Annotated in this window: 17 protein-coding genes; 13 read left to right on the top strand and 4 right to left on the bottom strand. The window is 72.5% G+C overall.

All coding sequences use genetic code 11. The features are described 5' to 3' along the window. Nucleotides 1–110 precede the first annotated feature (110 nt). The 9 genes from AB0J53_RS01410 to AB0J53_RS01450 all read left to right on the top strand — a co-directional run bounded on the left by AB0J53_RS01410 (nucleotide 111) and on the right by AB0J53_RS01450 (nucleotide 10,063). Nucleotides 111–1,955, top strand: coding sequence for a 2-oxoacid:acceptor oxidoreductase subunit alpha (locus AB0J53_RS01410; protein ID WP_219504603.1), 1,845 nt, complete (start codon nucleotides 111–113; stop codon nucleotides 1,953–1,955). Next, nucleotides 1,948–2,994 (top strand): 2-oxoacid:ferredoxin oxidoreductase subunit beta, encoded by a 1,047-nt coding sequence (locus tag AB0J53_RS01415; RefSeq protein ID WP_364167792.1) that lies wholly within the window; start codon nucleotides 1,948–1,950, stop codon nucleotides 2,992–2,994. The genes AB0J53_RS01410 and AB0J53_RS01415 overlap by 8 nt, the downstream gene beginning before the upstream one ends. Nucleotides 2,995–3,015: 21 nt before the next feature. Next, complete coding sequence (locus AB0J53_RS01420; protein WP_364167794.1) at nucleotides 3,016–3,948, top strand: hypothetical protein; 933 nt, start codon at nucleotides 3,016–3,018, stop codon at nucleotides 3,946–3,948. Nucleotides 3,949–3,960: 12 nt separating this feature from the next. Further along, nucleotides 3,961–4,842, top strand: coding sequence for an NAD-dependent epimerase/dehydratase family protein (locus AB0J53_RS01425; protein WP_364167796.1), 882 nt, complete (start codon nucleotides 3,961–3,963; stop codon nucleotides 4,840–4,842). A gap of 75 nt (nucleotides 4,843–4,917) precedes the next feature. Beyond that, entirely contained in the window at nucleotides 4,918–5,580 is a 663-nt protein-coding gene (locus AB0J53_RS01430; RefSeq protein ID WP_364167798.1) for a polysaccharide deacetylase family protein, read from the top strand. After that, nucleotides 5,580–6,500, top strand: a complete 921-nt coding sequence (locus AB0J53_RS01435; protein WP_364167800.1) for a glycosyltransferase family 2 protein — start codon at nucleotides 5,580–5,582, stop codon at nucleotides 6,498–6,500. The genes AB0J53_RS01430 and AB0J53_RS01435 overlap by 1 nt, the downstream gene beginning before the upstream one ends. Then, entirely contained in the window at nucleotides 6,500–7,495 is a 996-nt protein-coding gene (locus tag AB0J53_RS01440) for a GNAT family N-acetyltransferase (RefSeq protein ID WP_364168535.1), read from the top strand. The genes AB0J53_RS01435 and AB0J53_RS01440 overlap by 1 nt, the downstream gene beginning before the upstream one ends. An 86-nt stretch (nucleotides 7,496–7,581) precedes the next feature. Continuing rightward, the gene (locus AB0J53_RS01445) at nucleotides 7,582–8,889 is read left to right on the top strand and encodes a nucleotide sugar dehydrogenase (protein ID WP_364167802.1); all 1,308 of its coding nucleotides are present in this window, start codon (nucleotides 7,582–7,584) and stop codon (nucleotides 8,887–8,889) included. After that, the gene (locus AB0J53_RS01450; protein WP_357584631.1) at nucleotides 8,879–10,063 is read left to right on the top strand and encodes a glycosyltransferase family 4 protein; all 1,185 of its coding nucleotides are present in this window, start codon (nucleotides 8,879–8,881) and stop codon (nucleotides 10,061–10,063) included. The genes AB0J53_RS01445 and AB0J53_RS01450 overlap by 11 nt, the downstream gene beginning before the upstream one ends. Here AB0J53_RS01450 and AB0J53_RS01455 read toward each other — a convergent pair. Then, the gene (locus tag AB0J53_RS01455; RefSeq protein WP_364167804.1) at nucleotides 10,036–10,881 is read right to left on the bottom strand and encodes a glycosyltransferase; all 846 of its coding nucleotides are present in this window, start codon (nucleotides 10,879–10,881) and stop codon (nucleotides 10,036–10,038) included. The two genes, AB0J53_RS01450 and AB0J53_RS01455, sit on opposite strands and share 28 nt — an antisense overlap. Nucleotides 10,882–10,924: 43 nt before the next feature. Here AB0J53_RS01455 and AB0J53_RS01460 point away from each other — a divergent pair, with 43 nt between their 5' ends. Then, nucleotides 10,925–11,473 (top strand): dTDP-4-dehydrorhamnose 3,5-epimerase family protein, encoded by a 549-nt coding sequence (locus AB0J53_RS01460; RefSeq protein ID WP_364167806.1) that lies wholly within the window; start codon nucleotides 10,925–10,927, stop codon nucleotides 11,471–11,473. Between the two features lie 12 nt (nucleotides 11,474–11,485). Continuing rightward, nucleotides 11,486–12,391, top strand: coding sequence for a hypothetical protein (locus AB0J53_RS01465; RefSeq protein ID WP_364167807.1), 906 nt, complete (start codon nucleotides 11,486–11,488; stop codon nucleotides 12,389–12,391). On the opposite strand, the gene AB0J53_RS01470 is transcribed toward AB0J53_RS01465, so the two are convergent. Next, on the bottom strand, nucleotides 12,340–13,707 hold the full coding sequence (locus AB0J53_RS01470; RefSeq protein WP_364167809.1) for an O-antigen ligase family protein: 1,368 nt from the start codon (nucleotides 13,705–13,707) through the stop codon (nucleotides 12,340–12,342). The genes AB0J53_RS01465 and AB0J53_RS01470 overlap by 52 nt on opposite strands. 3 nt (nucleotides 13,708–13,710) lie before the next feature. Then, nucleotides 13,711–14,421, bottom strand: a complete 711-nt coding sequence (locus AB0J53_RS01475) for a hypothetical protein (RefSeq protein ID WP_219504588.1) — start codon at nucleotides 14,419–14,421, stop codon at nucleotides 13,711–13,713. A gap of 145 nt (nucleotides 14,422–14,566) precedes the next feature. Between AB0J53_RS01475 and AB0J53_RS01480 the strand changes: the two genes are divergently transcribed. Both AB0J53_RS01480 and AB0J53_RS01485 read left to right on the top strand, forming a co-directional pair. Further along, the gene (locus AB0J53_RS01480; protein ID WP_364167811.1) at nucleotides 14,567–15,451 is read left to right on the top strand and encodes a DUF6492 family protein; all 885 of its coding nucleotides are present in this window, start codon (nucleotides 14,567–14,569) and stop codon (nucleotides 15,449–15,451) included. Next, nucleotides 15,448–16,320, top strand: coding sequence for a DUF6492 family protein (locus AB0J53_RS01485; RefSeq protein ID WP_219504584.1), 873 nt, complete (start codon nucleotides 15,448–15,450; stop codon nucleotides 16,318–16,320). Before AB0J53_RS01480 ends, AB0J53_RS01485 begins: the two co-directional genes overlap by 4 nt. Here the strand turns inward: AB0J53_RS01485 and AB0J53_RS01490 are convergent. Next, on the bottom strand, nucleotides 16,299–17,165 hold the full coding sequence (locus tag AB0J53_RS01490) for a hypothetical protein (RefSeq protein ID WP_364167813.1): 867 nt from the start codon (nucleotides 17,163–17,165) through the stop codon (nucleotides 16,299–16,301). The genes AB0J53_RS01485 and AB0J53_RS01490 overlap by 22 nt on opposite strands. Nucleotides 17,166–17,228: the final 63 nt, after the last annotated feature.

Below are 17,228 nucleotides of genomic sequence, written 5' to 3' on the forward strand. Positions count from 1 at the left end.
GTCTACCCGCTTCGCGCGGGTGGCAAACGCGTGACCTCCCGAGGATCTAGCATGGAACAGAGAACGCGCCAGAAGCGACCGCGCCCCGGCGCGTCGAGGAGGACTGAGCTGTGACGAAGCAGGTCCAGCAACTCGATCGCGTGATCATCAGGTTCGCCGGAGACTCCGGCGACGGCATGCAGCTCACGGGCGACCGGTTCACCGCCGGCACCGCTGAGTTCGGCAACGACCTGTCGACGCTGCCCAACTTCCCGGCGGAGATCCGCGCCCCCGCCGGCACCCTGCCGGGCGTGTCGAGCTTCCAGCTCCACTTCGCCGACCACGACATCCTCACGCCGGGCGACGCGCCCAACGTGCTCGTGGCGATGAACCCGGCGGCGCTCAAGGCCAACCTCGGCGACCTGCCGAGGGGCGCCGACATCATCGCCAACACCGACGAGTTCACCAAGCGCAACCTGCAGAAGGTCGGCTACGCGGCCAACCCGCTGGAGGACGACTCGCTCGGCGAGTGGCGACTGCACGCGGTGCCGCTGACCTCGCTGACGGTCAAGGCGCTCGAAGGCTTCGACCTGTCCAAGAAGGACGCCGAGCGCTCCAAGAACATGTTCGCCCTCGGCCTGCTGTCGTGGCTCTACCACCGGCCGACCGAGCAGACGATCAAGTTCCTGGAGCAGAAGTTCGCCAAGAAGCCGGAGCTGGCCAAGGCCAACATCGCGGCCTTCCAGGCGGGCTGGAACTACGGCGAGACCACCGAGTCGTTCTCCGTCTCCTACGAGGTCAAGCCGGCCAGGCTGGCGCCGGGCGTCTATCGCAACATCTCCGGCAACCAGGCCCTGGCCTACGGGCTGATCGCCGCGAGCGTGCAGTCCAAGCTGCCGCTGTTCCTCGGCTCCTACCCGATCACCCCAGCCAGCGACATCCTCCACGAGCTGTCCAAGCACAAGCGGTTCGGCATCCGCACCTTCCAGGCGGAGGACGAGATCGCGGGCGTCGGCGCGGCGCTGGGCGCGGCGTTCGGCGGCGCGCTGGGCGTCACCACGACGTCCGGGCCTGGCGTGGCGCTCAAGGCCGAGACGGTCGGCCTGGCGGTCACCACCGAGCTGCCGCTGATCATCGTCGACGTGCAGCGGGCCGGGCCGAGCACCGGCATGCCGACCAAGACCGAGCAGACCGACCTGCTGATGGCCATGTTCGGCCGCAACGGCGAGTCGCCGCTGCCGATCGTGGCGCCGATGTCGCCTAGCGACTGCTTCGACGCGGCCGTCGAGGCGGCCCGGATCGCGGTCAAGTACCGGACCCCGGTGATGCTGCTGTCGGACGGCTACCTGGCCAACGGCTCCGAGCCGTGGCGGCTGCCCGAGGTGTCCGAGCTGCCCGACATCTCGCAGGAGTTCACGACCGAGCCCAACGGCGAGGACGGCGCCTTCCTGCCGTTCAAGCGCGACCCGGAGACCCTGGCCCGCCCCTGGGCCATCCCCGGCACCGCCGGCCTGGAGCACCGGATCGGCGGCATCGAGAAGGCCGACGGCACCGGCAACATCTCCTACGACCCCAACAACCACGACCTGATGGTCCGCACCCGGGCCGCCAAGATCGACGGCATCGACGTGCCCGAGCTCGCGGTCGACGACCCCGACGGCGACGCCAAGGTGCTCGTCATCGGCTGGGGCTCGACCTACGGCCCGATCGCCGCCGCCGTGCGGCGCATCAGGAAGAGCGGCGGCAAGGTCGCCCAGGCGCACCTGCGCCACCTCAACCCGCTGCCCGCCAACACCGGCGAGGTGCTCAAGAGCTACGACAAGGTGCTGCTGCCCGAGATCAACCTCGGCCAGCTCGCGCTGCTGCTCCGGGCCCGCTTCCTCGTCGACGTCATCAGCTACAACCGCGTGCGCGGGCTCCCGTTCAAGGCGGAAGAGCTGGCCGGAGTCATCCAGGACGTGATCGACAGTGACTGAGCTTGTCAACGGGAAGGGCCTGTCGCTCGTCCCCAAGACCGACGCCAAGCAGGGCCTGAAGGACTTCAAGTCCGACCAGGAGGTGCGCTGGTGCCCGGGCTGCGGCGACTACGCGATCCTGGCGGCCGTGCAGAGCTTCCTGCCGGAGCTGGGGCTCAGGCGCGAGAACATCGTGTTCGTCTCCGGCATCGGCTGCTCGTCGCGCTTCCCGTACTACCTCAACACCTACGGCATCCACTCGATCCACGGCCGCGCGCCGGCGATCGCGACCGGGCTGGCGGCCAGCCGGCCCGACCTGAGCGTGTGGGTGATCACGGGTGACGGCGACGCGCTGTCGATCGGCGGCAACCACCTGATCCACGCCCTGCGGCGCAACGTCAACCTCAACATCCTGCTGTTCAACAACAGGATCTACGGTCTGACGAAGGGCCAGTACTCCCCCACGTCCGAGGTCGGCAAGATCACCAAGTCGACGCCGATGGGATCGCTGGACAAGCCGTTCAACCCGATCTCGCTGGCACTGGGCGCCGAGGCGAGCTTCGTGGCGCGCACCATCGACTCCGACCGCAAGCACCTGCAGTCGGTGCTGCGCGAGGCCACCGCCCACCGGGGCGCCTCGCTGGTGGAGATCTACCAGAACTGCAACATCTTCAACGACAACGCCTTCGAGCAGCTCAAGGATCCGGAGATCCGCGACGACATCACGCTGCGGCTGGAGCACGGGCAGCCGATCGTGTCGGCCTCCAAGGCCGTCGTCAGGAGCGCCAACGGCGGCATCGAGGTGGTCGCGCGCGACACCGTGACCGAGGACCAGATCCTCGTGCACGACGCGCACCACCCCGACCCGTCGGTGGCGTTCGCGCTGTCGCGGCTGGACGAGCCGGCCTTCGAGCACGTGCCGGTGGGCATCTTCCGTCAGGTCGACCGCCCCGCCTACGACGTGCTGATGTCCGAGCAGCTCGACGAGGCGGTGGCCCAGCAGGGTCAGGGCGATCTGGGCGAGCTGCTCATGGGCGGCGACACCTGGCGCATCGGCTGATTCCTGCGCGACGATGCCGGGGTGGCGAAGACGTGGTCGTATGTCATAGCCGCGGTCGCCGCCCTGGCCCTCGCCGTGACGATCGCGCAGGGGCTCGGCGAGCCCTCGGGTGAGGCCGCCCCGAGCCCCGCGCCCGTGAGCCCCACGTCCCTGCATCCCGTGCGCGCCGTCCCGGCGGGGTTCCCCGACGCGGCCTCCACCGGCGTCCGGCCCGGCACGAAGCTCACCGTCGTCACCGGCGACCAGGTCTTCGCCACGGACGGCGAGGTCGTCCAGGGCCGGGAGTTCCGCGGTTTCGTCGAGGTGACGGCGCGCGGCGTGACCTTCCGCGACTGCGTCTTCCTCGGCGGCGTCGCCGACCGCACCCGCCCGCTGCTCGACACCGAGCACGCCGTCGACACGGTGATCGAGGACTCGGAGTTCCGCGCGGCGCATCCGTCACCGTCGGTCGACGGCGTCTGGGCGGCCCGCACGAAGATCTACCGGTCGGAGTTCTCCGGCACCGTCGACGGCGTCAAGGCCCACACCGGCACCCTCGTCCAGGACTCCTACATCCACGACCTGAGCTGGTTCGGCAGCGACCCCGACCAGGACGGCGGCCCCACGCACAACGACGGCGTCCAGGCGTTCGCCGAGCAGACCGGCGTGACGCTGGTGCGCAACACCATCGACCTGTCCACCACCACCGACCCGAACGCGGCCGTCCAGTCGTCGGCCGACGACCTGCGGGTGGAGGGCAACTATCTCGACGGCGGCGCGTGCGCGGTCAACATCGACCACACGCCGCTCGGCCGCCCGCTCAGGGGGCAGCGCGTCACCGGCAACCGGTTCGGCCGCGGCTCCGCGCACGACTGCCCCGTCCTGCTGAGCACCCGCGCGGAGCTGGTCAGCGGCTCGGGCAACGTCTGGCACGACACCGGCGAGCCGATCCCGGAGCCGGAACGACACGACTAGCGGGAGAGCGACATGTGGCAGGACACGCGGGTGCTCGTCACGGGGGCGACCGGGTTCATCGGCGCCCATCTGGTCAGGCGGCTGGACGGGCTCGGCGCGCGGGTGCACACGGTCAGCCGCCGCCCGCAGGACGGGCCCCGCGCCCACCGGGCCGACCTGAGCGACGCCGCCGCCACCGCCGCGCTGGTCGCCGAGGTCGCGCCCGAGGTCGTCTTCCACCTGGCGAGCGAGGTCACCGGCGTGCGCGACCCGGCCGTGGTGGCGCCCACGCTGGCGGGCAACCTCACCGCCGCCGTGAACCTGATGACCGCGCTCACCGGCACGCCGGTGCGCAGCGTGGTGCTCGCCGGCTCGGTGGAGGAGCCGCGCGACGGCCTGCCGCCCGGCTCGCCGTACGCCGCGGCCAAGGCCGCCGCGACCGGCTACGCCCGCATGTTCCACGCGCTGTGGCAGTTGCCGGTCTCGGTGTTGCGGGTGGCGATGGTGTACGGCCCCGGGCAGCCCGACACGGCGCGGCTGGTGCCGTACGTGACGCTGTCGCTGTTGCGCGGCGAGGAGCCCCGGCTGACGTCCGGGACCAGGATGGTGACCTGGGTGTACGTGGACGACGTGGTGGACGCGTTCGTGCTGGCCGGGGAGGGCGGGAAGGCGGCCGGGGAGGTGCTCGACATCGGCACGGCCGAGCCCGTCTCCGTCCGCGAGACCGTGGAGCTGCTGGCCGGGGTGGTCGGCGGGCCGGCCGGGCTCGCGTTCGGGGCGGTGGACGCGCGCCCGCTGGACCGCACGCAGCGCTCCGACATCGGGCCCGCCGAGCGGGTGCTCGGCTGGCGGCCGACGACCGGGCTGGAGGAGGGGCTGCGCCGCACGGTCGCGTGGTACGCCGAGCACCTGTAGTGGTACGCCGTCGCCTGTAACGGTCTAATCAGGGCCGCGATATCACTCCTGGCGGCTTTCTCACCAGGGGGCGGGATGCGGGCGGTAACCAACCTGACCGTGCACGGGATCGGGGAGGCGCCCCGCGAACTCGATCCGGGCGAGGACCTGACCTGGGTGAGCGTGGCACAGTTCGAGCAGGTCATGGACGCGGTCGCCGGGCGGCCCGACGTGCGCGTCACGTTCGACGACGGCAACGCCTCCGACGTGGAGATCGCGCTGCCCCGGCTGGTGGAGCGCGGGCTGAAGGCCGAGTTCTTCGTGCTGGCCGGGATGCTCGGCGAGTCGGGCAGGCTCGACTCCGAAGGGGTGCGCGAGCTGCTCGGGGCAGGCATGCGGATCGGCTCGCACGGGTGGGCGCACCGCGACTGGCGCACGCTCGACGCGCGGCAGGCGGCCGAGGAGCTGTCGGCGGCGCACCGGCTGCTCGGGCAGCTCACCGGGGAGCCGGTGTCGCGGGTGGCGATCCCGTTCGGCTCCTACGACCGCGACGTGCTGCGGCGGCTGCGGCAGGCGGGCGTCACCCGGGCCTACACCAGCGACGGCGGCCGGGCCCGCGCCGACTCCTGGCTGCAGGCGCGCAACAGCCTGCGCAGCGACCTCGACGGCGGCTGGATCTCCCGGGTGCTCGGCGGCGGGCCTTCGCTGCCGCGCCGGGCGGCCAAGCTGGCCATGCGCCTGTACAAGCGGGTGCGCTGATGCCCAGGGTCGCCGTGGTGATCGTCACCTACAACAGCGCGGACGTGCTCGAAGGCTGCCTGGCGTCACTGCCCGCCGGGGCCGAGGGCGTGGAGCTGGCCGACGTGGTCGTGGCGGACAACGCCTCCAAGGACGGCTCCACGGCCATCGCCGACCGCGCCGACCTTCCGGTCAAGGTGGTGCAGCTCGGGCGCAACGCCGGTTACGCGGCGGGGATCAACGCCGGGATCGCGGCGCTCGACCTGGACGGGCTCGACGCCGTGTACGTGCTCAACCCGGACTGCCGGCTGCGCCCGGGGGCGATCGCGCCGCTGGTGGCGTGCCTGGCAGAGCATCGGACGGGGCCCCGGACCGGCATCGTGGCGCCGTACATGGTCAATCCGGACGGGTCGCTGCAGCCGTCGCTGCGGCGGGCGCCGACGGTGGCGCGGGCGCTCGTCGAGGCGGTGATCGGCGGCGACCGGGCCGGGCGGCTGGGCGCGCTGGGCGAGCTGGTGACGGACCCGCGCGACTACGCGCGTCCGGGGGCGTTCGCCTGGGTGACGGGGGCGGCGATGCTGCTCTCGGCCCGGATGGTGCGCGAGGTGGGGCCGTGGGACGAGTCGTTCCTGCTCTACAGCGAGGAGACGGACTACTGCCTGCGGGCCGCCGACCTGGGCTGGCGCACCTGGTACGAGCCCGCGTCGGTGATCGAGCACATCGGCGGCGACTCCGGCGTCAACCCGATGCTGGCGGCGATGCTGGTGGTCAACAAGGTGCGGCTGTACCGCCGGCGCAACGGCGTGGTGGCCGGGGCGGCGTACTTCGCGGCGGTGCTGGCGGGTGAGGCGGTCCGGGCGCTGGCGGGCCGCCGCACGGCGCGGGCGGCCGTGACGGCGCTGCTGCGCCCGTCGCGCCGGACGAAGGTGCTGCCCCAGTGATGCGGGTGGTGGCGTTCGACCGGCTCGGCACGGCCGAGCTGGACGCCTGGCACGCCCGGCACGCCGGCAACCCGGCGCTCGACAGCCCCTACTTCCACCCCGGATTCGCCGCCGCCGTGCACGCGAGCGGGCGGGAGGTGCGGGTCGCCGTCGGTGACGGCGTGCTGGTGCCGCACCACCGGGAGGGCCGGACGCTGCGGCCGGTCGGCTGGCCGGGCGCGGACTTCCAGGGCCCGGTGCTGGCGGCCGGGGCCGCGTTCCGGCCGCTGGACCTGCTCGGGGGCGGGGCGGCGGCGTACGCGTTCGACCACCTGGTGGACGGGGCGCCCGGCTTCGAGCCGTGGGTGATCTCGCGCCGGCCGTCGCCGTACCTGGACGTGACCGGCGGGCTGGACGGCTATCTGGGCCGGGCCTCGCGCAGCGGCAAGGACAACATGGCCCAGGCCCGGCGCCGGGCCGGCAAGGCGGCGCGCGAGCACGGCGAGGTCCGCTTCGAGGCCGAGTCGGCCGACGCCGACGCGCTGGCCCAGGTGATCGCGCTGAAGCGGGCCCAGTACGCGGCCACCGGGGCCAAGGACCACTTCGCCGAGCCGGACCGGGTGCGCCTGCTGGAGAGCCTGCTGCGCACCCGCGACCGGTCGTTCGGCGGCGTGCTGTCGACGCTGCACGCGGGGCCTAGGCTGCTGGCCGCGCACTTCGGGCTGCGCGCGGGCGGGGTGCTGCACTGGTGGTTCCCGGTGTACGACCCGGAGTTCGCCCGGCTGGCTCCCGGCTGGATGCTGCTGCGCGAGCTGGTGTCGGCCGCGCCGGCGCTCGGCGTGACGCGCATCGACCTGGGCCGGGGCGAGGACGAGTACAAGCGGCGGGCCAAGACCGGCGAGACGCAGGTGTGCCAGGGCGTGGTGACGCGCAACCCGGTGCGCCGGGCGGCGGCGTCGGCGGAGACGCGGGCGCGGGCGTTCGTGAGAAGTGTCCGGTCCCGGACAGGTCAGTAACGTTCCAATCGGCATGCCCGACATATCCGTTGGAGGCGGGGGGAAATGATCGCTGCCCTCCACGGTCCAATCGGCGGAGGGCAGCTATGCGGATCAGCGTCTTCGGGCTCGGCTACGTGGGATGCGTCTCGGCGGCCTGCCTGGCCTCGATGGGTCACGAGGTCGTCGGCGTCGACGTCAACCCGGTCAAGGTGAGCCTCATCAACGACGGCCGCGCCCCCATCGTGGAGGAGCGGATCGGCGAGCTGGTGGCGAAGGCCGTGGCGGACGGCACCCTGCGGGCCACCACCGACGCGGCCGAGGCGGTGGCAACCAGCGACGTGTCGCTGGTGTGCGTCGGCACCCCGTCCGCGCCGAACGGGAGCCTGTCCACGACGTTCCTGGAGCGGGTCGCCGAGCAGATCGGGCGGGCGCTGCGGCAGCGGCACGTGGTGGTGTTCCGCTCCACGATGCTGCCGGGCACCTGCGCGGACCTGCTGGTGCCGATTCTGGAGCTGGCCTCCGGGATGCGGGCCGGGGTGGACTTCGGCGTGGCGGTCAACCCGGAGTTCCTGCGCGAGGGCAGCAGCGTGCGCGACTTCTTCGCGCCGCCCAAGACCGTCATCGGCGAGTCGGACCCGGCGGCCGGGGACGTGGTGGCCGCGCTGTACGAGGGGCTGCCGGGCGAGGTGTTCAGGGTGCCGATCCCGATCGCCGAGATGACGAAATATGCGGACAACGCGTTCCATGCGGTGAAGATCGGGTTCGCCAACGAGTTAGGCGCGGTCTGCCAGGCCCTGGGGCTCGACTCGCACCAGGTCATGGACGTGTTCCTGGCGGACCGCAAACTCAACGTCAGCCCCGCCTACCTGCGGCCGGGGTTCGCCTTCGGCGGCTCGTGCCTGCCGAAGGACCTGCGCGGCCTCGTCTACGCCGCCAGGAAGGCCGACGTGGCCGTGCCGCTGCTGTCGCACGTGCTACCCGCCAACGACGCGCACCTCCAGCGGGCCTTCGACCTGGTGACCGCGCCCGGCAGGCGGAAGATCGGGCTGTTCGGGCTGTCGTTCAAGCCCGGCACCGACGACCTGCGCGAGAGCCCCCTGGTCGAGCTGGCCGAACGGCTCCTGGGCAAGGGCTACGACCTGCGCATCTACGACGCCAACGTGTCGCTGTCGCGGCTCATGGGCGCCAACCGCGCCTACATCGCCGAACGGCTGCCGCACCTGGGCGACCTGCTCGGCGACTCGGTGGAGGACGTCCTGGCGCACGCGGAGGTGTGCGTGGTCGGCTCCACCGACCCCGCCGTGCTGGAGGCGATGGAACGGGCCGACGGCAAGGCGATCGTCGACCTCGTGCGGATGCCGGGCGCCGCGGCGCACCGCCACAGAAGGGACTACGCGGGCATTGGCTGGTAGAGCGCTCATCCTCGTCGAGAACCTGTCCGTGCCCCTCGACCGCCGCGTGTGGCAGGAGTGCACCGCCCTGCGCGAGGCCGGCTGGGAGGTGCACGTCATCTGCCCGCAGGGCGCCAAGCAGGACACCGAGCCCGAGGCCGTGATCGACGGCGTCCACATCCACCGCTACCCGCTGCGCGCCGCCACCGGCGGGCCCGCCGGCTACCTGCGGGAGTACGGCTCGGCGCTGTGGCACACCTTCCGCATCGCCCGGCGGCTCGGCCGCTTCGACGTGGTCCACGGCTGCAACCCGCCCGACCTGTTCTTCCTGGTCGCGCTGGCCATGCGGGGCAAGGGCACGCGGTTCGTGTTCGACCAGCACGACCTGGTGCCCGAGCTGTACCTGTCGCGGTTCGGGCGCGGGCGCGACCGGCTCTACCGGGCCGTGTGCTGGCTGGAGCGGCGCACCTACCGGGCGGCGCACGTGGTGATCGCCACCAACGAGAGCTACCGGCAGGTCGCGATGACGCGCGGCGGCAAGAAGCCCGGCGAGGTGTTCGTGGTGCGCAGCGCCCCGGTCGTCGAGCGCTTCCACCAGGTGCCGCCCGACCCGTCGGCGCGGCGCGGCAAGCCGTACCTGCTGTGCTACCTGGGCGTCATGGGGCCGCAGGACGGCGTCGACTACGCGCTGCGCAGCCTGGCCAGACTGCGCGACGAGCACGGGCGCGACGACTGGCACGCGGTGTTCGTGGGCGGCGGCGACACCTTCGACGCGATGGTGGCGCTCTCCCGCGAGCTGGGGCTGGGCGAGCAGGTGGAGTTCACCGGCCGCATCCCGGACGAGGACCTGATGCGCTACCTGTCCACGGCCGACGTGTGCCTGTCGCCGGACCCGCTCAACCCGCTCAACGACGTCTCCACGATGAACAAGGTCATGGAGTACATGGCGATGGCCCGGCCGATCGTCTCCTTCGAGCTGCGCGAGGCGCGGGTGTCGGCAGGTGAGGCGGCCGTGTACGCGCCGGCCAACGACGAGTCGGAGTTCGCCAAGCTGATCGCCCGGCTGCTGGACGACCCGGCCGAGCGGGAGCGGATGGGCGAGATCGGCAGGCAGCGGGTGGCGGGGCCGCTGTCGTGGGAGCACTCGAAGGCGGCGCTGCTCCGGGCCTACGACGCGGCCGTCGGTTCGTTGTGACGGCTGCTCGCGTCCGTGCCCCAGTCCTGCCGGTCGCCGCGCAGCCGGGTGAGGAGGCGGTCGACGGCCAGGACGGCGAGGTAGCAGGCGACGTTCAGCGGGCCGGCGGCCCCGGAGCGGATCACGCGGCGCAGGCTGCCCGCCTCCAGCGGGCGCAGCGGGCGGCCCAGCGCGGCGAGCTGCCGGTTGCCCTGCCTGACCCGGACCCGTCTGCCCAGGTGGGCGCGGACCGTGCGGGCCGGGCGGACGACCGAGCGGGCCCCGGCGACCACGACCCGCTCGTCCCCCGTGAAGAAGCTGTCCACGTAGCCGTCGTCGGAAATCACGTCCGGCAGCGGGAAGACCCGGCTGTGCCCCTCGGCGGTGAGCGCGTACACGCCCACCCCGGCCAGCGCGCGGCCCGGCCGGATCAGCTCCTCGTGCACGGCGAGCACCCGGCGGACCAGCGGGCCGACGCCGGTCAGGTCCCACGAGACCTGCGGCGCGCACGCCAGCACGCCCGGCGAGCCGGCCGCCGCGACCAGGGCGCGCAGGGACCCGGCGTCGAGCCGCACGTCGGCGTCCAGGTAGACGCGCGGGAACGTGCGGCAGGCGGCGTCGCCCAGGCGCAGCGCGTGCGCCTTGCCCGGCGTCGCCGTCTCCAGCACCCGCACCCCCGGCCGGGCGGCGGCCCGCGCGGTGCCGTCGGAGCAGCCGTTGGCCACCACGACCACGTCGAACTCGCCGGGTTCGGCGCCGGCCAGCAGAGTGTCGAGGCCGGCGGCGATGACCGCCTCCTCGTTGTGCGCCGGGACGACGACACTGACCGTCGGCTTCATCAGACCGCCTTGAGTATCGGACCGTTTTGAGTAAGGACGACACATGCGAGTGGATCGGGGCGAGATCGAGGGCGTGCTGCTGTTCAGGCCCGCGCCGCACCGGGACGGGCGCGGCCTGTTCACCCGGACGTTCGACGCGGCGGTGGCCGCCGGGGCGGGGCTGAGGCCGGAGGCGTTCATCCAGGACAGCCAGTCCAGGTCGCGCCGGGGCGTGATCCGGGGCCTGCACGGCCGGGCCGGGAGCGGCGAGGCCAAGCTGGTGCGCTGCGCCCGGGGCGCGATCCACGACGTGCTGGTGGACGCCAGGCCGGGCTCGCCGACGTTCGGGCGGCAGATGGCGGTACGGCTGGACGACGAGGAGTTCGTCACCCTGTACGTGCCTCCGGGGCTGCTGCACGGCTTCCAGGCGCTGACCGAGCAGGCCGACACCTGCTACCGCATCGACCGCGAGCACGATCCGGCCGAGGATCTCGCGGTCCGCTACGACGACCCGGATCTGAAGGTAGCGTGGCCCCTGCCGCCCACCGAGGTCAGCGGGCGCGACCTGAGCGCGGGCTCGTGGGCCGAGCTGCTGCGCCGGCTCGGCGGCTGAGAGGTGACGGCGATGCGCGTGCTGCTGGCGGCTGTTGCGGTGCTCGTGCTGGCGGCATGCCAGGCCACCCCGGCCGTGCGGCCGTCGGACCCGCCGGTGGCGGCCCCCACCCCGTCGCCGGGCATCGTCCGGCCCGACGGCAGCTCCTGCCCCGACCACCCCACCCCGGCCTGCACCGGCGCGCCCAAGGCGGTCAAGCTGACGCCGGTCGCGCCCAACCTCGACGGCGTCGCCTACCGTGTCAAGACGCCCGGAGCCGTGCTCGACGGCGTGCACGTCCCCGGCCCGCTGGTGATCCACGCCGACGACGTGACGGTCCGCAACAGCGTGATCGACGGCCACGTCACCAACGCCGACGGGGCCAAGACCTTCCGCTTCTCCATCTCCGACACCACGGTCGGCACCACGAAGACGTGCGGCCCGCTGCCCGCGATCGGCCAGGACAAGTACACGGCCAGCCGGGTGCTCGTCCAGGGCCACAGCGACGGCTTCCGCGTCTCCGGCGACGACGTGCGCATCAGCGACTCGTTCGTGAAGCTCTGCTCCAACCCCGGCGACCACTCCGACGGCATCCAGGCGTACGTGGGCGGCACCGGGCTGCTCTTCCACCACAACACCGTCGACCAGCGCGCGGCCAAGGACATCACCGCGCCGATCTTCCTGGTGGACGAGAAGTCGCGCGACGTCGTCGTCACCGACAACCTGGTGATGGGCGGCACGTTCAGCATCCAGGTGCGCAACGCGGGCGGCAAGCAGGTGGTGCGCGGCAACAAGCTCGTCGACAAGTCGTGGGTGTACGGGCCCGTCGACTCCGAGTGCGGCCGGACCGAGTGGGCGGGCAACGAGCTGGTCACCATCGACGCCGATTATCGGGTCACCTCGATCGTCGGCCCGCTGCGCTGCGAGGGCGCGAGCTGATCCTCCTTGACCGCGCGCAGCAACGCCCCGGCGGCCCCGACCAGCACGAACGACAGCCCGGTGACGGTGGCGAACGACAGCAGGTCGAAGGTGAACGACCCGACGAGCGGCACCACCAGGCAGGCGGCGACGGTCAGCCCGAGATCCCGGGTGCCGGGGTCGGCGCTCAGGTGGCGGGCCCGCAGCGCGGTGCAGAACGCCACCACGAACAGCGCGGCGAACGCGAGCGTGCCGACCAGCCCGGTCTCCACCATCGACAGGATGTACTGGTTGTCGAAGATCTGGTGCTTGGGCGCGTACCAGGTGCCGAGGCCGCGGCCCAGCCAGAAGTGCCGGCCGATCTCCTGGGCGGCCACCGCGTAGTCGTGCGTCCGGTACTGGATGCTCTCGTCGTTGGACAGGTTGGAGAACAGCCCGAAGATGGCGCCGAGCAGCTCCGGCACGGTGACCCAGATGACGACGAGGAACCCGCCGGCCACCGCCGCGGCCTCCAGCCGCCGCCGCGCCTGCCAGCCGAGGAACAGCACCAGCCCGACGGCCCCCAGGCTGAGCATGGCCGAGCGCGACACCGAGAACATCAGCCCGAGCCCGATCAGCAGCGCGCACGCCCACCAGCGCAGCGACGGCTCGGCCCGCATCCGCGCCTTGGTCGCCAGGTGCACGGCCAGCGGCAGCAGCATCGCCGTCGTCACGCCGAACTCGATCGGGTGGCCGGTGGTCGCGGCCACCCGGCGCAGGTCGGCCCGTTCCAGCACGAACGAGTCGCCCTCCGAGGTGTAGCGCAGGATCGGCAGCTCCAGGAACCGGGTCAGGTCCCAGTGCAGGACGAACTGGAAGGCCCCGATCACCGAGATGATCGCGCCGCCGACGACCAGCGTCTTGATGACGAAGTCCAGCCGCCGGAACCCGCGTACGCCGTCGCACATGGTCAGCCCGATGCCGACGGACGCGATCGCCAGCACGAACGCGTGGTCGGTCAGGTTGAGCTCGTCGGAGTCCATGTAGCCCCAGGTCGAGAACCCGTAGGTGGCCAGCATGGCGGTGAAGTAGGCGAACAGCGCGGTGCGCACCGGGTTGCGGCCCTTGGCGACGCCGAGCGTGAGCGTGAACTGCGCGCACAGCCAGAGCAGCGCCGCCGCCAGGCTGACGACGTTGGCCGGGGTCAGCGACAGCGGCAGGTACTTGAGCACGAGCCGCGCGGGCACGACGAGCAGCGCCAGGGCGAAGACCGCCGCCACGGTCGCCCCGTCGGCCCTCCCGGCGAGCGGCGACCGCGCGCCCAGCGGGCCGATGCCCGCGACGGAGCCGGTGGCCACGCCTCAGGCTCCCTTGCCGGCCGTGGCCGGCTCCCGTGCCTCGCCGGCGGCCTCCGGCGCGGGCCGTCGCCGTCGCAGGCGGCCGGAGACGCTCTCCGCCGCGAACGACGCGCACAGGGCGGCGATCAGGCCCAGCCCGAGCGCCGCCGCGGCCGAGCGGAGCTTCCTGCCCTGCTGCGGCACCGGCGTGGTCGGCGGCACCGCCTCGCTCGTCGTGATGTACGTCTCCTCGGGCGCCTGGACCTGGCGCTGACGCTTGTCCAGCTCGCGTCTGGTCCGGTCCAGCACCTTCAGCGTGATCGCGGTCGCCGCCTCCGGCGTGAGACTCTCCCCCTCGACGAACACCAGCGGCCCGGTGGCCAGCGACTCCAGGTTGTTGGTGCCGTTCGTGACCGCGTACTTGGTGTCGCCCTCCGCCGTGCCCATCTCGGCGACCATGTCGGGCGTGCTCATCGCGCTGATCAGCATCGAGGCGGCGACGCTGAGCCCGTGGTCGAAGTTGAGCAGCGGGTTCACCCGGGGAATCGGCTGGTCGGGGTGCGGCGGGAGCACGCCGCCGCTGGTCGGCGCGGTCAGCACCAGCACCGCCGTCGTCGTGTAGGTGGTCGGGACCGTCGAGTACGCGTAGAACGCCCCGCCCACCGCCAGCGCGAACGCCGGTAAGGCGACGAACCACCGCCGCAACAGGACGAGGATGGTCCCCCAGAAATCCACGCGCCCTCCCCTGCGAGTCTCGCCTCATGCATGTCGCGCGAACCGGGGTGGAGCGTTACACGGCGGGCTGTAACACCGCCATCCGCAGCCCGATATGGCTTACAGGGCGTTTTCACCCGCGCCGGGGGACTGGAGATCAACCTTCATGAGCGAACTGGCCGTCGTCACGCCCACCTATGGCCCCGACGCCGAGCTCTTCGCCCACCTGCACCGCTCGGTCCTGGAGCACACCTCGGACGACACGATGCACCACGTGATCGTGCCACCGGCCGACCGGCCGCTGTTCGCCCGCTACGCGGGTCCGCGCTGCCGGCTGTGGACGTACCCGGAGCTCCTTCCCCGGCACGTCGTGCACGTGCCGGGCACGAACCTGTGGGTGAACGCGCGGCGGCCGTGGCCGCCGCTGCGCGGCTGGGTGGTGCAGCAGGCCGTCAAGATCGCCGTCACGGCGCTGCTGGACGCGCGCGTCGTGCTGGTCGCCGACTCCGACGTGGTCCTCGTCCGGCGGGCGCTGCCCGAGCACTTCGTCCGCGACGGCCGGGTGACGTTCTTCCGCGCCGACGACGGCGTGCACGACGGCATGGCCGACCACGTCGTCTGGCACCGGGCCGCCCGCGCGCTGCTCGGGCTGCCCTCCGGCTTCACGCTGCCGCAGCCCGACTACATCAGCTCGCTGGCGATCTGGGAGCCGGCCGTCGCGCGGGCCGTGCAGGAGCGCGTCGCCGAGGCCACCGGGCGCGACTGGCTGGCCGCCTTCACCTCCCACCTCCAGGTGTCGGAGTTCATCGTGTACGGCGTGTTCGTCGACGAGGTGCTGAAGGCGTCGCCACCGGTCGACACCATGATCTGCCACAACCGATGGGAACGCACCCCGCTGGACCCGGCCGGGGCCGTCGCCTTCGCCGACCTGCTGGACCCCCGCGCGATCGGCATGATGATCTCCGCCAAGTCCCGCACGCCGATGGCGGCCCGGCTCGCGGCCATCCAGCGGTGCGCCCAGGTCACCGGACCCGATGGGAGCCATCCTTGAGCAAGCTGGCGGTCATCACCCCGTCCTACGCCCCCGACGCCGAGCTGTTCGCCCTGTTGCACCGATCCGTCCTGGAGCACACCTCCGACGACACCATCCACCACGTCTTCGTGCCGCCCGGCGACCGGGAGGCGTTCGCGCGCTTCCAGGGGCCGCGCTGCCACGTGTGGGTGCGCTCGGAGCTGCTGCCCCGCCGCTACGTGCGGGTCCCGGCGACCGACCTGTACGTCAACTGCCGGCGGCCGTGGCCGCCGCTGCGCGGCTGGGTCATGCAGCAGACCGTCAAGATCGCCGCCGCCGGGCTGATCGACGCCGACGCGCTGCTCATCGTCGACTCCGACGCCGTGCTGGTACGGCCGGCGGGCGTCGAGTCGTTCAGCGTGGACGGGCGGCTGTGCCTGTACCGGCTGGAGAACGGCGTCACCGCCGGGATGGAGCGGCACGTGCTGTGGCACCAGGTGGCGCGCAAGCTGCTCGGCCTGCCGCCGGCCCCGCCGCCTCCGCTGCCCGACTACGTGACCGCGCTGACGTACTGGGACCCGGTGATCGTGCGGGCCATGCAGCGGCGCATCTCCGAGGTCACCGGGCGCGACTGGATCGACGCGTTCAACTCGCAGCTGCACATCTCGGAGTTCATCCTGTACGGGGTGTTCGTGGACGAGGTGCTGAAGGCGTCGCCGCCGGTCAACACCTCGATCTGTCACCTGAGCTACAACCACGAGCCGTGGGACGAGGCCACCGCCGTGGCGTTCGCCGACCGGCTCGGGCCGCAGGCGGTCGGCATGATGATCTCCGCCAAGTCGCACACGCCGATGGAGTCGCGGCTGGCGGCGATCCGGCGGTGCGCTCAGGTGGTGGAGTCGAGCTGATCGTCGCGGGGCACGACGACCTCGATCGGGCCCGTGTCGTCGTCCGACCCCAGCTCCGCCACGGTCATCGGGAACACCGGCGCGGCGGGGGCGTGCGTCCCGTTGCGCACCCGGAACTCGACGGTCCCCTTGACGTCCTCGGCCGGAGCCGGGGCGGGCCGGGGCTGAGGAGCGGGCTCCGGCGCGGGTTCGGGGGCCGGCTCGGGCGCGGGTGCCGGGGCGGCCTCGGGCTCGGGGGCGGGCAGGGGCTCGCGGCGGGCGGCCGGGCGCAGGCGCGGGATCGCGTACGCGACGGCGAACCCCGCCAGGACGCCCAGCAGGCCGCCGCCCGCCGCCGCCATGAGCCGGTCGGAGACCACGGCCCTGGGGCTGGAGGCGGGCATCACGTCGAGGATGCCGATGTGCGTGCTGACCGGCGCTTCGAGGTCCACCTGGCGTTTGGCCAGCTCCAGCCGGACCCGCTGCTGGGCCTTGCGCATCACGTCGCGGACGACCTGCGGCGAGGTGGACTCCACCTCGACGTACACGAACGGGCCGTTGGTGCTGATGCCGAGCAGGTCGGGGTTGGTGCGCCCGTCGTTGACGGTGACCGAGGTCGGCCCGTCCTCGGTGACGCCGATCTCGGCGGCCACCTCGGGCGTGTTGGTGGCCAGGATGAGGATGCCGGCCGTGGTCCGCAGCGCGTCGTTGAAGTGCAGCAGCGGGTTGGTCAGGCTCGGCTTCTCGCGCCGTTCGGTCTCCAGCGTGCCGCCGGTGGCGGGCACGGTGAGCACCATGGACGCGGTCGAGACGTACCTGCTCGGCATGAGGAAGTACCCGGCCAGTGCCAGGATGATCGCCGCCACCGCGATGGGCGGTCCAACGAACTTCTTCCGGGCCAGACCAAAGATGGTCGTCCAGAAGCCCAC

It is taken from the genome of Nonomuraea sp. NPDC049725 (assembly GCF_040674795.1).
GTDB classification, from domain to species: Bacteria; Actinomycetota; Actinomycetes; order Streptosporangiales; family Streptosporangiaceae; genus Nonomuraea; species Nonomuraea ceibae.